Genomic DNA, 15,937 nt, shown 5'->3' on the forward strand with positions numbered 1-15,937 from the left:
GCCTTACCTTAGAGCACGCCGGAAGTCCCCGAGGACGCCGCCTGTTCGGCTGGGGGGTCTTCGAGGAGGTGGACGCGGTGCGTCAAGGCCGCCGCCTCGCCTCGGGTGGCGACCTCCAGTTTGGCGAGGATGTTGGAGACGTGGACGCTCGCCGTCTTGACGCTGATGAACAGCTCTTCGGCGATCTGTCGATTGGTGCGGCCGTCGGCGACCAGGCGCAGCACCTCGCGCTCGCGAGGGGTCAGGTCGCCGACCTGATGGGTGGGTCGGGCCGGGCCGGTGGTGCGCACGGCCAGGTCGATGCGGGCGCGGCGGGCCAGGAGTTCGACCTGCTCGCGCAGCGGTACGGCGCCGAGGCGGTCGGCCTCGGCGTGCGCGCGGGTGAGCGCCTCGGTCGCGCCGACGCGGTCGCCGGCGGTGATCAGCGCGGCGCCGAGGTCGGCCTGGACCTGGGCCGTGAGGTAGGGCTGGGTGGTCCGCTCCCACGCCGCCGCGGCCGTCTGCCACCGGGCGAGGGTGTCGGTGCCCTCGGCGCGGGCGAGCAGCGCGGTCAGGGTCACCGCGTGCGCCCGGTCGAGGTCGCAGTCGAGCGCGAGCGCGGCGCCGGCCTCGCGGATCCGGCGCAGGTCCTCGCGGGCCTCGTCCGTGCCCGCGTCCGCGGCGTACGCGCGGGCCGCCTCGACCAGCAGCGGGAACGCGAACCGCTGGTTGCCGACCGGGAATCCGGCGCGCAGTTCCGCGTCCAGGATCTCGCGCAGCGCGGTCCGATTCCCCTGCACTCGGGCCAGCGCGATCTCGGCGGCCGACTGCGGGATCCGGTGCTGGGCCTCCTGGTAGGCGGTCCGGCCGTTCTCCTGCGTCCGGGCCAGCAGCGCGGCGGCCTCGGCCACGTCGCCGCGCAGGAGGTGGGACAGGGCCAGGGACCGTTCCGCGTGACCGGTGGCGAATCGGTCGGGGTCGTGCTCGCGCAGGTCGTCCACCGCCTTGGCGACCTCGTCCCAGCGGCCCAGCGAGAACAGGCTCTCGGCGAGGTTGCCCAGGATGAACGCCGCGCTGACGCGCATCAGGCCGCGGTCGCGCGAGACGTCCAGGGCCCGGCGGGCCGCTGCGACGGACTCCTCGTGCCGACCGAGCCCCTCCAGCACCGAGGCCCAGTTGCCGAGCACGAACACGAGCGTGTCCGGCTCGCCGTGCGCGCGTTCCGCGATGCGCAGCGCCTCGCGGCCGTGCGCCAGGCTCTCCTCGATCTCGCCGACCCCGGCGAGGAACCACGAGAGCATCTGCTCCATGCCGGCGATGACGTCCTCGTCGCCGACCCGGCGCGCGATGGCCAGCGCCTGGCGAGCGACCGCCGGCGCCTCCTCGCCGTTCCCCTCCAGGAAGTGTGTGCGGGCGATCCGGATCACCACGGCCGCGTATTCGTTCGATTCCGGCAGTCCCACGAGCAGTCGCTCGGCGCGTTCGAGTTCGGTCATGCCCGAACTGCGGGCCAGCCGGCACAGGGTCTTCGCCCGCCGGGTCCACAACGCGGCCGCGCGGTACGGCTCGCGCTCCTCGTCGACCAGGTCCAACGCCTGGCGCAGCAGCGCGAGTTCGCGATCGCCGGCGTTGTCGTAGTGGGCCGCCGCGATGGCCCCGTCGAGCAGCTCCGCCATGGTCGTACCGGTGGCCGTCTCCGGGTCGGGGACCTGGTCCCACAGCGCGAGGGCGCTCTCGTACAGGGCCCACGCCTCGCCGAACGCGTAGCGGTCGGTCGCGGCCGCCGCGGCGGTCACGCACGCGGGTAGCGCCTGCGCGGGGCGGCCCGCGGCAAACCAGTAGCGCGCCCTGCGGTCGACGTGTTCACGCCGGGCCGGCAGTTCGCCGCGGGCCACGAGCGCGTCGAGCGCCTCGGCGAACGCCGCGTACATCCGCATCCGCTCGCCCGGGAGCAGGTCGTCGAGGGCCGCCTCGCGGACCAGGGCGTGCCGGAACGAGTAGCCGTCGGGGTCGGACACCAGGACATGGCCCGAGACCGCCGCGCGCAGCGCCGTCTCCAGCGTGTCGGGGTCGAGGCCGGCCACCTCGGCCAGCAGCGGGTGTTCGACGCCGATGCCGCCGACGGCCGCGAGCCGAACCACCCGGCGAGCCGATTCGGGCAACTGCTCGATGCGGATCAGGAGCAGGTCGCGCAGCGTGTCGGAGAGGTCGGTGAGCCGGCCGTCGCGCACGCCGGCGGCGAGTTCCTCGACGAAGAAGGCGTTGCCCTCGGAGCGCTCGAACACCTGGCGGGTCAGGGCGTGCGAGGGGGTGGTGCCGAGCAGGCCGCCCAGGTGCTGCTCGACCTGGGACATGGTCAGTCGGCCGAGTTCGATCCGGGTGACGGTGCGGATGCGTTCGAGCTCGGCGACCAGGCGGCGCATCGGGTGGCTGCGGTCCATCGCGTCGGCGCGCAGGGTGCCGACGATCAGGATCCGGCCGCGGCGCAGCGAGCGGACCAGGAACGCGAGCAGCTCGCGGGTCGCCGAGTCGGCCCAGTGCAGGTCCTCGAACGCGATGACGAGCGGGCGATCCTCGCCCAGCCGCTCCAGCAGCCGCAGCGCGGTCTCGTACAACCGCGCCCGCTCGGGCGGCACCCCGTCGGCGGCTTCGTCGGCCAGCGTCGGCGAGATCCAGGCCAGTTCGCGCCGGCGGTCCGCGGCGGCGGCCTCGAAGTCGTCCCCCAGCGCCCCGGCGAGGGCGCGCAGGACCCCGGCGAACGGGGCGAACGGCAGCCCCTCGGCGCCCAGTTCCAGGCACGAGCCGACCGCGACGACGGCGTTCTCGGACCATCCCCCCGCCGTACCGAGGAATTCGTCGAGCAACCGGGTCTTGCCGACGCCGGCCTCACCGGTCACCAGGACGACCCGGGGCACCCCGCCGTCGGCGTCCCGCAGCGCCTCCACGAGCCTCGCCAACTCGGGTTCACGGCCAACGAAAAGCGGCGCACCGACAAGAACAGTCACAGAACGCAGCCTCCCACGATCCCCGACAACCGGGACGAGCGGGTGACCGACACCACGCACCCGACCGGTCCGGTGGGGCCACGCGGCCGGCGGGTGTGCCGGTCAGCCGGTCGGACCGGCGTCGTGGACGAGGATGGCCAGTTGGGTGCGGTTGTTCAGGTCCAGCTTGGTCAGCACGGAGGAGACATGGGCCTTGACGGTGGCCACGCTCATGAAGAGCTCGCGGCTGATCTCGGCATTGGAGCGGCCCTGGCCGACCGCGGCGGCCACCTCTCGCTCCCGCCGGCTCAGTCTGCCCAGCGCGGCGTGCGTCAAGAGCTGTGGGGCGGGGATGCGTTCCGGGGTCCTTGGGCTGCGTGGATCTCGTCGAGAGCGAGGGCGGCCTCTTCCCGGACGGAGGCGTCGGCGTGGGTGACGAAGGGGCTGATCACCTCTTCGGCGGCGGGATCCCGGGTCGAGCCGAGGATGTAGAGGGTGTACGCGAGAAGGTCGTTCCTCAGGGTCGGCGGAATCGGGACCAGGTCCTCGAACAGTCGTAGCGGTAGTCGGCGGCGATTGCACGCCTCGCAGACCGAGTTGAGCGCGGCCTCCCGAACGCCGTGGTCCGAGTCACGGACGAAGAGGGCGACCAGCCGCGACACGACCAGTTCGGCGTCGGCCTGCGGCAAAGCGGTGCCTTGCAAGAGGTCGCCGAGCCGGTCGGCGGCGATGTCACGCGTCCGGGTGTCTTGGGCGTCGAGCGCTTCCAACGCTTCGCTCAGGTGTTTCACGCGGCTGTTTCCTCCCAACGGTTCACCGGAACACCGCGCTCGAAGCGGGTTCCTGTTCGACGACCCTCGAGGAACTCGGCGCCCCGGCCGAGGCCGTCGGCCCACCCGGATCATCCAACCGATCCGAGCCCACGACCAGCCATTAACAAACACACTCCGCCGGCTCGTCGTAACCCGGCCCGGCGAATGCTCCGCGGTTGTCACGGGACGAGGCGGCGGACGTCCCAGACCCATACGTCCGCGGCGCGCTCGCTCGGGCCCAGGAGGGCTTCGAGGGTCGCGACGAGTTCGGACTCGTGCTCACGCTCGGGGAGTACGACGACGTCGGCGCGCCAGTACGCCATGTCCTCACGGGCCTCGCGCCGCTGGTCGTCGGTGATCTCGGAGACCACGCCCTCGGCGGCGACCTTGCCGAGCAGTGCGGAGGTGGGGCGGTACGGGGAGCCGTACACGCCGATCCGGTCGGGACCCCACGGCCCGACGAAGTAGCCCTCCGCGAGCGGGAAGCCACTCCCCGCCTCGTTCTGCCAGTGCAGCGCGTCGGCGTCGCCGGCGTTCGGCAGCGGCACCACGACCACCGACCCGTCGTCCACGTACCGCCGCCAGTCCCCCTCGGCGAAGAACCGCGGCACGGGTCGCCGATCCGCGACGTCCAGCGGGGTGGGCATGATCGGCAACAGCGCCATGGTCAGCACCCCCGCCCAGATCAGCCGAATCGGGACCCCGGGCACGGCTCCGGACCACGACCGGACCAAGGCCGACACCCGGTCGGTGGCCAGCGCGAGCAATATCCCCAACGCGGGCGCGCAGACCAGGGCGAACCGCGACTCCAGCGTCGACTCGAACAGCGGCAGCTCGTTCACCCACTTCCACGGCCCGGTGATGTCGGTGTCCTCGTGGTCGACGACGATCGTCACGCCCAGCGACAGCACCGCCGCGACCAGCGCGGTGATCGCGGCGGCACGGGCGACGGCCATGCGCCACAGCCAGATCGCGAGGAAGACCGCGAGGATCACCAGCGGCCAGCCGTAGAACGCGTTCTCCTCGGTCTGGTTGACCGACAACGTGGCCGCGCCGGCCCGGTCGCCGGCCAGCGAATCGCTCGCATACCCCACGAAGGCGGCCGCGTCGTTGCCCGCCTCGTGCTCGATCCCGGTGTAGCTCTGCGGCCCGAAGAACTGCACCCACAGCGGGTAGGCCACCAACACCAGCGACAGCGCCGCCGCCACGAGCAGGCCGATGCCCAACGGCCGCGCCGCGGCCCGGGCCTCGCGGGGCGACGCGAGCGCGTACACGACCCCGAACACGAAGAACCCGGTGGCGGCGAAGAGCAGCGGCTCCTCGCCGACGAAGATCTGGAAGGCGATCAGCAGCCCGAGCACGATGCCGTTGCGGATCGGCGGCTCGCCGCGCCACAGCCGGATCAGCACCCCCGCGATCAGCGGGAACACGAACAACACCGCGAAGTTGGGGTGCGCGTTGGCGTGCGAGACGATCGGCGGCGCGAACGCGCACAGCGCGGCGCCGATCACCGCCGCCACGCGGGAGAGGACCAGATGCCGCGAGAGCAACCGGTACCAGGCAAACGCGGTACCGGACAGGCCGCCGGTGAGCACGATGGCCCAGGTGGTGGAGGCCCCGAAGATCAGGGTCACCGGAGTCAGCGGGATGCCCAGGCCGAGCATGGCCGTGTTGGCCATCATGTTCACGCCGAGCGGATGATTCTGGAGTTCGGTGAACAGCGGATCGCGGAGGTTCACGGTCGCGTCGGCGGTGACGGTGAAGAACCACTCCCACATGTTCTGGTCCTGGCCGCCGTTGACCAGGTAGGCGTGGTCGAGATCCGCCCACAGGTCCTTGTACAGCCAAAAGCCCGCGCAGACGAAGAGGGCGGCGATCCACCACTCGACGGCGCGTCGACTGCGCAGCCGGCGCGGGACGGCCACGCGCTCCAGCCGGGCGGCGGCGCGTTGCCGAGTTTCGCTGAGGGCCTCGGTGAGCGCCATGCATCGGGTCCTTCCGGAAGACTGCCGACTCGGGGCCGAGGCGCCAGGACCCGACGAGGCGCCTTCGGCCCGCACGAGGGCGCGCCACGACACCTCGCACCGGGACTGGCGGCGAAGGCCGACGACGGAGTTCGGGCGGAGGATCCCCACCGGCGCGCACGACGGTACGACCACGCCGGGTGACGTTGCGGCGGTTGATCGCCGGCCATGCTACGAGAGGCCGACCGACCCGATCGCGGCGGGGTCGGGACAGGGCGCGGAAGCGGTGTCGTCACCGGCCCGGGTCAGGCGCCGAGAGCCGGTGAGCCTTTCCGGTCACGGCACCAGGGGAGCCAGGTGCAGCGCGAGGCGGAGCTGGAGGCCGCGCTCGGGGTCCTGCCAGTCGGGGCCGAGCAGCGCGGCCACCCGTTCCAGCCGCTGGGACACGGTGTTGACGTGCACGTGCAGCAGCTCACGGGTCCGGGTGAGGCTGCCGCCGCAGTCGAAGTAGGCGGACAGGGTCCGGGTCAGCTCCGTGCCGCGGGCCCGGTCGTAGTCGAGCAGGGGACCGATGGTGCGGTGCACGAAGCCCGCGACGTCCTTGTGCTCGGCGAGCAGCAGGCCCACGAAGCCGAGATCGTCGGTGCAGGCCCCCTCGCCCACGCGGCCGAGCGCGCGCAGGGATTCCAGACAGCGGCGCGCTTCGGCGTACGCGTCCGCGCAGCCCGCCACACCGCGCGCGGGACCGGCGGCGCCGGCCGTCGCGGGGCGACCCAGCGCCGTCCGCAGGTCGGCGGCGACGCGGCGCGCGAGCTCGGCGGGTCGGTCGCCCGGCAGCAGCAGCACCGTGTGGCCGTCGTACTCGCCGGCGAGACCGTGCGCGGTGGCGGCCAGGTGCGCGACGGCGGAGCCCAGGCGCGCGCGGTCGGCGTCGGGCGCGTCGACGACCACGGCGACGTGCGGGCGGTCCAGGTCGGCGCCGAGCCGGGCCGCGCGGTCGGTCAGCGCGGCCGGGTCGCGGCCCGTGGACGTCAGGATCTCGTGCAGCAGCTCGCCGCGCAGTCGGTGTTCGGCGTCGGTGGCCGAGCGGCGGAACAGGACCAGGAGGGCGATGACCATCGCCGCCCGTTCCAGGATCCGGGCGTCCGAGGCGGCCTGGTCGTCGCCGCTGTGCAGGACCAGCACGCCCAGGTGCTCGGTGCCGGCCGACACCGGCGCGATGTGCACCCGGCCGACCCGGGCCGCGCGGCCGGTGGCCTGGGCCTGCGCGGAGGCGGCCACGAAGTCGGGGTCGCCCGGCCCGGCCGCTTCCGGATCCGGGTCGCCCAGACACAGGGTCGCCTCGCCGCCCACGACCTCCGCGACGGCGCGCACCACGTCGTCCACGCCGGCTCCCGCGAGGACCAGTTCGGTGAACCGGTCGTGTGCCGAGGCGGCCCGCTCCACCGAGGCGCTGTGCGCGGCCGCCCGCTCGTTGGCGCGGGCGAGGTCGGCGAGCGCGGACCGGGTCTCCTCCAGGAGGTTCGCGGTGTCGATGGCGACGGCCGCGTGGGCGGCCATCGAGCACAGCAGCGAGATCTCGTCGGGCCGGAACACCCGGGGCCTGCGCTCGGACGCGAACAGCACGCCGATCACGGTCTCGCCCAGCAGCAGGGGCACGCCCAGGATCGCCACCAGCCCCTCCTCGCGGACCCCGCCGTCGATGGTGTGGGTGTGCAGGAAGCGGTCGTCGGCGAAGTAGTCGGCGGTCACGTAGGGCGTGGCCAGTTCGGCGACCAGGCCGCCGAGCCCCTCGCCCATGGCCAGCCGCAGCCGCTGGAAGCGGGTGGACACCGACCCGGCGGTGACCCGCAGGTATGTGTCGCCCGCGACCGGATCGTGCAGCGACAGATAGGCGGTGTCGGTGCCCAGCAGCGATCGGGCGCGGTGCACGATCGCGCGCAGCACCAGGTCGAGGTCGCGCAGGCCGGCGAGGTCGCTCGCGGTCTCGTTGAGCGCGGCCAGCTCGGACTCCCGGCGGCGGCGCTCCCGCAGCACGTCGCGCAGCCGCAACGCGGTGACCTTGGCACCGTCGATCTCGGCGAGCAGCTCGGGCGTCGCCCCGGCGGCCCGGGCCGCCACGACGGCGCGCTCGAACTCGCCCGCGGGAGCGTCGCGGTGCAGCAGGTCGAGCAGGGCCCGGACGGCGGCCACCGCCGAAACGGGATCCATCCGGCCATTATGCGTGGCCCCGGCCGGCCGCCCACGGGGGGTTCGGCCCGCGCCCCGACCGCTCAGCGCGCGGTCCAGGCCCCGTCCATCGGCAGGGACGCGCCGCTGATGAACGACGCCGCGTCGGTACACAGGTACGCGACGAACTCGGCGACCTCGGCCGGCTCGATCAGCCGCTTGATCGCGGTGCGCTCCAGCATCACGTCGCGCACCACGTCGTCGGGGGCGATGCCGTGCAGGGCGGCCTGATCGGCGATCTGGTGCTCCATCAGCGGGGTGCGCACGTACGCGGGGTCGACGCAGTTCGAGGTGACCCCGTGCGGGGCACCCTCCAGCGCGGTCACCTTCGACAGCCCTTCCAGCGCGTGCTTGGCCGCGACGTACGCCGACTTGAACGGCGAGGCGCGCACGCCGTGCACCGACGAGATGTTGACGACGCGGCCCCAGTTGTTCGCGTACATGTGCGGCAGCGCGCGGCGCAGGATCCGAAACGGCGCCTCGACCATGACCGCCATGATCCGCCGGAAGTCCTCGGGGTCGAACTCGTGGATCGGGGCCACCACCTGGAACCCCGCGTTGTTGACCACGACATCGGGAGCCAGGCCGCGCCGTTCCAACACCCGTTCCAGCGCGTCCATGTCGGTGAGGTCGACCACGTGCGCGGTGCCGCCGCACGCGCGCGCCGCCTCCTGGGCGGCCGCCGGATCCCGGTCCAGGACGTGCACGTGCGCGCCGGCCGCGGCCAGCCGCGTGACGCACGCGCGCCCGATGCCGCTCGCGCCACCGGTCACCAGGGCCGTGCGCCCGGACAGGGCGAGCGCGACGAGCGGCGTACCGGTACCGAGCGAAGGATTCGACATGCCCGCGAGGCTACGACCGCCGACATCCGCCACCTATGTGGGCCACACCCACATCGATTCCCCACACTGTGGCGCATCACCACATGGATCGGGTCCTCCGGCGCGCCTAGCGTCTGCGAACCATGGACAAGACACGATCCTCGGCAGCAGCCGCAGTGGGTGACATCCCCAACGGCGCCTCGATCGCCGTCGGCGGGTTCGGCCTGTGCGGGATCCCCGACGACCTGATCCACGCGCTGCTCGACTCGGGCACCACCGACCTGCGGGTGGTGTCCAACAATTGCGGGGTCGACGACGGCGGCCTCGGCATCCTGCTCGGCGCCGGCCGGATCACCCGGATGACATCGAGCTACGTGGGCGAGAACAAGGAGTTCGCCCGCCGCTACCTCGGCGGCGAACTCGAGGTGGAACTCGTCCCCCAGGGCACGCTCGCGGAACGGCTCCGGGCCGGCGGCTCGGGCATCCCGGCGTTCTTCACCACCGCGGGGGTGGGCACGCCCGTCGCCGAGGGCGGACTGCCGTGGCGCTACGCCGAGGACGGTTCGGTGGCCGTGGCCTCCCCCGCGCGCGAGACCCGGGTCTTCAACGGCGTCGAGCACGTCCTCGAGGAGTCCGTGACCACCGACTTCGCGCTGGTGCGGGCCGCCGTCGGCGACGCACACGGCAACCTCGTGTTCCACTCCTCCGCCCGCAACTTCAACCCTCTGGCGGCGATGGCCGGCCGGATCACGATCGCCGAGGTCGAGCGCCTCGTCCCGGTCGGCACCCTCGACCCGGACGATGTCCACCTCCCCGGGATCTTCGTCCAACGCGTCGTCACGGTCGCGGACGCGAGCCGCAAGCGGATCGAGAAGCGCACGACGGCGCCCGTCGCCCCGAACCAGGCAGGGATCTGATGGCACTCACCCGCGAAGGCATGGCCGCCCGCGCCGCGCGCGAACTGCGCTCCGGCAGCTACGTCAACCTCGGCATCGGCCTGCCGACCCTGATCCCCGACCACCTGCCGCCCGGGGTGGACGTGGTCCTGCACTCCGAGAACGGCATCCTGGGCGTGGGCCCCTACCCCGACGACGCGCACGTGGACCCGGACCTGATCAACGCCGGAAAGGAGACCGTCACCATCCGGCCGGGCGCCTCCTACTTCGACTCGGCGCTGTCGTTCGCGATGATCCGCGGCGGCCACATCGACACCGCCGTCCTGGGCGGCATGCAGGTGTCCGCCGGCGGCGACCTCGCGAACTGGACCGTCCCCGGCCGGATGGTCAAGGGCATGGGCGGCGCGATGGACCTCGTCCACGGCGCCCGCCGGGTCATCGTCCTGATGGAACACACCACCCGCACGGGTGAGGCGAAAATCGTCGAACGCTGCACGCTGCCGCTCACCGGCCGCGGCGTCGTGCACCGGATCATCACCGACCTCGCGGTCCTGGACGTGACCGAGACCGGTCTCGAACTGGTCGAGACCGCCCCGGATGTGACGGTCGACCAGGTCGTCGCGGCGACCGCCGCCCCGCTGCGGATCGCCATCCCCGCGACGTCCTGACCCGGGACCGTCCCCGCCGAGGGCCGTTCGCGGCGGGGACGGTCCGTTGTACGGGGTGGGCGGCATCGGGTACGCGGGCCGGTCGGGCAGGGAGGTTCAGCTCGTGAAGCGCTGCCGCAGTTCGCCGATGCCCTCGATCGTGCTGACCAACTCGTCTCCTTCGGCGAGCCAACGCTGAGGGTTGCGCCCCAGGCCCACGCCGGCCGGGGTACCGGTGAAGATCACGTCGCCCGGCAGCAGCGGAAGCACCGCGGACAATCCGGCGATCAGCGCCGGCACCGAGAAGATCAGGTCCCGGGTACGGCCCTTCTGGACCTGTTCGCCGTTGATCGCGCACCGCAGTTCGAGGTCGTCGGGGTTCTCGAACTCGTCGGGGGTGACCAGCCAGGGGCCGATCGGGGCGAATCCGGGGAAGGACTTGCCCAGGCTGAACTGGGGTGCGGGTCCGGCGAGTTGGGCAATCCGCTCGGAGATGTCCTGGCCGACGGCCAGGCCCGCGACATGACCCCAGGCATCGGCCGCGGAGACCTGGTGGGCCCGGCGTCCGACGACTGCGACGAGTTCGACTTCCCAGTCGGTGTGCCCGCCCTCGGGCAGCCGGACGTCCGTGACCGGGCCGGTGACGCTGGTGGCGAACTTGGTGAAGACCGGCGGCAGGCCCTGCGGCACGGCGAACCCGGACTCGGCGGCGTGGTCGCGGTAGTTCAGGCCGACGGCCAGCACCTGGCGCGGGGCCGGGGCGGGCGAGCCCAGGTCTGCCGGCGCGAAGGACACACCGGTGTCGCCGGGCTCGGCGTCGGCGGCCCAGGCGCGGAACTCCGCCCACCGCTCGTACACGGCCTGCGGGTCGGGGCCGAACCTGCCGGCACTGGCCCGCTCCACGTCGACGGCCTTCCCCTCGTGCAGCAAAACCAGGCGGCCGGAGAGATTGGCGATACGCACGGGAAGACTCCTCTGGGAAGCGAAAAACGGGAAGCGGGAAGCAGGGAAACGAGGAAACGGAGGATCTGTCGTGTCGGGCCGGACGGGCTTGTGTCGCCCTGGCCTGCCTGCCGCGTCCTCCAATCATCATGATGATTATGACGATGTTGCGCCATGCCTACACGCACGTCAAGGACCTCACGCTGATATCATCATGATGAATTGATTCGAAGGTTGAGGACGCATTGGCCACCGCAGACGACCACCTCGCCCGCCCAGTGCCGGCCCGCCGCGGCGGGAAGAGCGCGCCGGGCGACGCCGTCGCGCCTGGGCGGACCCCGCGCGCGTTCGACGCCGCCGAGCGACCCGTGTCCCAGGGCCGGGCCGAGATCGCCGCCGACCGCATCGCCGCGCTGATCGAGCGCTCGGCGCCCGGCGCCCGGCTCGGCACCAAGGACGAACTGCGCGGCATGTGCGGGGTCTCGGTCGGCACTTTCAACGAGGCCCTGCGGCTGTTGCAGTCCCGCGGCCTGGTCACCGTCCGCCCGGGCCCCGGCGGCGGATTGTTCGTCGCCGAGCAGTCGCCCATGGTCCGACTCGGCAACTCCGTCCTCGCCCTGGACGCCGACCAGACCGACGTGGCCGACGCCATCCGCATCCGCGACTCGCTCGAGCCACTGCTGATCGAGGACGCCCTGTGGCACGGCTCGCCGGCGGACATCGCCGACCTGCGCGGCGAACTCGCGGTCATGGAGCGGGCGGTGGAGGCTGAGGACCCCCATGCCTTCGCGTACGCCAACTGGCACCTGCACGCCCGGATCGCCGCGATCAGCCCGAACCCGCTGCTGCGCTCCCTCTACGGCAGCCTGCTGGAGATCATCGAGTCGCACACGCTGTCCGTGTTGCCCGCGAGGGAGCAGCCCCTCCAGGAGTACATCCGCGAACGCCACACGCTGCACGTCGAGATCGTCGACGCCCTGGAATCGCGCGACCGGGACCGGGCGATCGAGTTGATCCGCGCACACAACACGACGATGACCCACTGAGCACGACCCGGCCCGACCCGATCACCGGCTCGGACCGACGGCCTCGACGGCCGGTCCCGCATTGCCGAACCGCTGATGGTTGACCGATGTGATCGGCCTGCTCGCCGCGTTCTGCGCGTGGCCCCGGGATCGCAGCGTCGTCTGTGTGGACAGTGCGGCGGGATCCGGCCGACCCGTCGTCGTGGCGCGGGGCCCGAATATCCGTTGGCCCGGGCCGGGCGACGGCGACGAAGATGAGTTCGTGTCGACCTTCCTGGAGACCCCTCGCCTGGTGCTGCGCGCGTTCACCGAGTCCGACGTCGACCACCTGGTCGAACTCGACAGCGACCCGGCCGTGATGCGCTTCATCAACGGCGGCCGGCCGACCCCTCGCGAACGGGTCCGCGGTCGGGTCATGCCCCAACTGCTCCACGACTTCGCCTGCTTGGGCACGCGCGGCTTCTGGGCCGCGGAGGAACGGTCCTCGGGGCGCTTCCTGGGCTGGTTCGAATACCTCCCGCTCGCTGAGGACAGCGCGGAGGTGGTCGAACTCGGCTACCGGCTGCGCCGGGACGCGTGGGGTGTCGGCTACGCGACCGAGGGCTCGCGGGCCCTGGTGCACAAGGGCTTCACCGACTTCGACGTGCAACGCGTGACCGCGAACACGATGACGGTCAACACCGCCTCGCGAAGCGTGATGGCAAAGGTCGGCCTGACCTTCACCCGCACCTACTTCGGCAACTGGTCCAACGCCATCGAGGGCTCCGAACACGGCGAGGTCGAATACACCCTGACCCGATCCGACTGGACCCGACAACGCAAGACCGAGACCGACGGCTGAGCCGCCGCCCACACACGCCGGCGCCGTAGGCATGTTCGCCGCCTACGCCTCCCGGCGGGGTCGGGCCCCCGACGACCCACGCGTACTCGCTCGAAACCGGCCACGGCCTCCAGCCGATCTGATCTGCTCCCGCGCGGCCACGCCGACGTGCGTCGACCGGCTCGCCCTGCGCGTCCCTCGCAGCAGGACCGTACGGGCAGTGGCCTCCACCCGCCGGGCGAACAAAACCGACATCACTCAATAATTGCTACTTTGTGATACTTTCCGATGACTCTCTGCGTTTGTGAGGGGTGCCGGCTCGCGTGCACTTGCTTCGCAGACCGCAGTGATCCGCATGTACCCGTCCGGGAAGGGAACGACATGGTCCGCAAGCTGGCTGCGGAATTGCTGGGGACGGGACTGCTCGTGTACGTCGCCGTCGGTGTGGCAACCCTGTCGTTCGGCTTCGGCACCACGGGGACCAGTTACGCCGCAGGTGTGGTCGCAACCGCACTCGCGTTCGGCCTCACCCTGCTGGCCCTGGCGTACGTGCTCGGGCCCATCTCCGGCTGTCACGTCAATCCGGCCGTCAGCCTCGGAGCCCTCTTGGCCGGCTCGATTACGCTGGTCGAGGCGGTCGGTTACTGGGGCGCGCAGTTCGTGGGGGGGATCCTCGGGGCTTTGCTCCTGTGGGGCACGTTCGCCGGTTCGCCCGCCTACAGCCGTTCGACCACCGGCCTTGGGGCCGACGGCTGGGGTGACGCCAGTGCCATCCACATCAACGGAGGCGGCGCCTTCCTGATCGAGGTGGTGCTGACCGCCCTCTTCGTCTTTGTCGTCCTCGGCGTAACGGGAAGAACCGCGAATGCCACGATGGCAGGACTGACCATCGGGCTGGCGCTCGCCGTGTGCCACCTCATCGGGATTCCGGTCACCGGAACGTCGGTGAACCCGGCCCGCAGTCTCGGCCCCGCCCTCATCGTCGGCGGAACAGCCCTCGATCAGGTGTGGCTCTTCATCGTCGCCCCCCTCGTGGGCGGCGTCCTGGCCGCCGGCCTTCACAGGGTGCTCTTCCCGAAGCCCGCCCCTGTCCCGCGCGTAAACCCTGGCGGCACTGAAACTTGAGCCGATGCTGTCGTGCCGGTCCATCCGACGAGAGGAGGCCGGTGCCAGTACGGCTCTGCGGTAGGCCGCAGACTCCACCGGGCGCCGCACCCCGTCGGGTCCGGTGCCCACCCGGACTCAAAACCGCCTGAGCAGAACGGTTCCCTCGGCCTCGACGATCAGTTCGAACCCCTGGGACGTGAGTTCCTCCACCGCGTGCTTGCCCCAGTCGGCGTAGTTGTCCCAGAACTCGATCACCGCGTATCCGGGGCCGGGAAGGACGATGGGGAATTCGGTGACCCGGGTGCGCGAGGTGAGTTGCGGCGCATAGGCCTCGGTGACGGTGACCTGAGCGCCGTCGGGGATCGCGCCCAAGACGCGCCGGGCGGCCACGACCCGGTCGGGCACGCGCCAACTGTCCCCGCGAAACAGGTCCACGAGCGGGAAGTCCCGTGCCAGCGCGAGCGATGCCACCAGCGGAACGATGGCGGCCTTGGCCGCGTAGCGGCGCAGCCAATCCGTCCGGGCCGCACGCAGACGGCGCAGTCCGTCCAGGAAGGCGGCGAAGACGATGGGCATCAGCACCGCGCTGTAGTGGTAGCGGGTGTCCCAGTAAAAGGCATTGTCAGAGGTGAAGCGCCACAGCAGGGTCGGGAGCAGCATGGCGGCCAGCGGTGAGCGCAAGGCGATGAATCCGGTGGGCACCAGGAGGGTGAACAGGGTCATCCACTTCTGCTCCGGGAGGATCATCGCCTTGGGCAGGTCCACGAGCAGCTGCATCATCGGCACATTGCCCAGTGAGGCGCCGTTGTTGCTCTTGTCGTTTTGGGATGTCCCGTCAAACGAGCCCCAGAACGCGAACGTACCGTACGGGTTCAGGGCGGGCAGGATCACGAAGACCGTGAGGAGGAAACCCGCGATGCCGATGGCCGCGTGCAGCGCGGCCATGCGCCGCTGCCGTGCGAAGGCCAGGGGGACTGCCGCGGCGGCGATCGTCAACCCGAGGTCTTCCTTGACCAGCAACAGCGGCAGCCACCACAACAGGGCCGCCCGATACCTGCCCACCAGGAAGCGCTCCAGACCGAACGCCAGCAGCGGCACGGCGAAACAGATCTCGTGGAAATCGAAATCGACCGCGGACTGGATGCCCCAGGAAATGGCATAGGCGCCACCCACGGCGGCGCCGCCGAGCGTCCCCAGGACCTCGCTCGCCATCCGCGTGATGGGCACCACCGAAATCGCGAGCAGCACGGCCTGCGCCACCAACAGCGTCTGCGCCGAGGGGCACACCCGATAGATCGGTGCGAGCAGGATGAGAATGGGATGGAAGTGCTCGCCGATGGTGTTGAAACCCAGACCCCGAATTTCGGAGACCGGCGCGTCGAAATGGGCGTACGCACGGACGACCTGTTCGAAGATCCCGAGATCGTAACCGTGGGTCTCCATGCGCCGATGCCGCAACAACGAATGCGTCGTGTACACCACGAACGCCAGCGCAGCCAAGGCATAGGGAGCGCGGTTCGGTCGCGCGAGGGCGGCACCGGGAGAGTCCGGCTTCCCACTCACGCCGGTGGGCGTGGCCTCCTCGTCGCGGGACGAGACGTGTTCGGGTGTCCACGTCGGCTCGACCGTCGACAGTTCCTGACTCAATTTTGACTTTCCTGTTCGGGCCACCACCGCGAAACGCCGTCGACGTGCCCCCCGGGCTGACGAA

The 15,937-nt window shown here is 71.5% G+C and carries 12 protein-coding genes and 1 pseudogene; 5 read left to right on the forward strand and 8 right to left on the reverse strand.

All coding sequences use genetic code 11. The features are described 5' to 3' along the window. Positions 1–8: 8 nt before the first annotated feature. The 6 genes and pseudogenes from OG928_RS37905 to OG928_RS37930 all read right to left on the reverse strand — a co-directional run bounded on the left by OG928_RS37905 (position 9) and on the right by OG928_RS37930 (position 8,810). Positions 9–2,984, reverse strand: a complete 2,976-nt coding sequence (locus OG928_RS37905) for an AAA family ATPase (protein ID WP_331766537.1) — start codon at positions 2,982–2,984, stop codon at positions 9–11. 102 nt (positions 2,985–3,086) lie between these two features. Then, positions 3,087–3,284: pseudogene (locus tag OG928_RS37910) on the reverse strand (response regulator transcription factor); the annotation flags it as partial. 11 nt (positions 3,285–3,295) lie between these two features. Then, positions 3,296–3,754: a hypothetical protein gene (locus OG928_RS37915; protein WP_331766538.1), complete on the reverse strand. Its 459-nt coding sequence runs from the start codon at positions 3,752–3,754 to the stop codon at positions 3,296–3,298. Between the two features lie 200 nt (positions 3,755–3,954). Then, positions 3,955–5,760: a glycosyl transferase gene (locus OG928_RS37920; protein ID WP_331766539.1), complete on the reverse strand. Its 1,806-nt coding sequence runs from the start codon at positions 5,758–5,760 to the stop codon at positions 3,955–3,957. Between the two features lie 315 nt (positions 5,761–6,075). Beyond that, positions 6,076–7,950 (reverse strand): GAF domain-containing protein, encoded by a 1,875-nt coding sequence (locus OG928_RS37925; protein WP_331766540.1) that lies wholly within the window; start codon positions 7,948–7,950, stop codon positions 6,076–6,078. A gap of 62 nt (positions 7,951–8,012) precedes the next feature. Then, entirely contained in the window at positions 8,013–8,810 is a 798-nt protein-coding gene (locus tag OG928_RS37930) for a 3-hydroxybutyrate dehydrogenase (protein WP_331766541.1), read from the reverse strand. A 122-nt stretch (positions 8,811–8,932) separates the two neighbouring features. Here OG928_RS37930 and OG928_RS37935 point away from each other — a divergent pair, with 122 nt between their 5' ends. Both OG928_RS37935 and OG928_RS37940 read left to right on the forward strand, forming a co-directional pair. Next, entirely contained in the window at positions 8,933–9,706 is a 774-nt protein-coding gene (locus OG928_RS37935; RefSeq protein WP_331766542.1) for a CoA transferase subunit A, read from the forward strand. After that, positions 9,706–10,353: a CoA transferase subunit B gene (locus tag OG928_RS37940; RefSeq protein ID WP_331766543.1), complete on the forward strand. Its 648-nt coding sequence runs from the start codon at positions 9,706–9,708 to the stop codon at positions 10,351–10,353. The genes OG928_RS37935 and OG928_RS37940 overlap by 1 nt, the downstream gene beginning before the upstream one ends. Positions 10,354–10,449: 96 nt before the next feature. On the opposite strand, the gene OG928_RS37945 is transcribed toward OG928_RS37940, so the two are convergent. Further along, complete coding sequence (locus OG928_RS37945) at positions 10,450–11,295, reverse strand: fumarylacetoacetate hydrolase family protein (protein ID WP_331766544.1); 846 nt, start codon at positions 11,293–11,295, stop codon at positions 10,450–10,452. Between the two features lie 224 nt (positions 11,296–11,519). On the opposite strand from OG928_RS37945, the gene OG928_RS37950 reads away from it, so the two are divergent. The 3 genes from OG928_RS37950 to OG928_RS37960 all read left to right on the forward strand — a co-directional run bounded on the left by OG928_RS37950 (position 11,520) and on the right by OG928_RS37960 (position 14,244). Further along, positions 11,520–12,320: an FCD domain-containing protein gene (locus tag OG928_RS37950; RefSeq protein WP_331766545.1), complete on the forward strand. Its 801-nt coding sequence runs from the start codon at positions 11,520–11,522 to the stop codon at positions 12,318–12,320. Between the two features lie 241 nt (positions 12,321–12,561). Next, entirely contained in the window at positions 12,562–13,140 is a 579-nt protein-coding gene (locus OG928_RS37955; protein ID WP_331768259.1) for a GNAT family N-acetyltransferase, read from the forward strand. Between the two features lie 360 nt (positions 13,141–13,500). Next, positions 13,501–14,244: an aquaporin gene (locus OG928_RS37960; RefSeq protein WP_331766546.1), complete on the forward strand. Its 744-nt coding sequence runs from the start codon at positions 13,501–13,503 to the stop codon at positions 14,242–14,244. Positions 14,245–14,361: 117 nt separating this feature from the next. Here the strand turns inward: OG928_RS37960 and OG928_RS37965 are convergent, their stop codons facing one another. After that, complete coding sequence (locus OG928_RS37965; protein WP_406291566.1) at positions 14,362–15,900, reverse strand: DUF2079 domain-containing protein; 1,539 nt, start codon at positions 15,898–15,900, stop codon at positions 14,362–14,364. Positions 15,901–15,937: the final 37 nt, after the last annotated feature.

It is taken from the genome of Embleya sp. NBC_00896 (genome assembly GCF_045207785.1).
GTDB lineage: Bacteria > Actinomycetota > Actinomycetes > Streptomycetales > Streptomycetaceae > Embleya.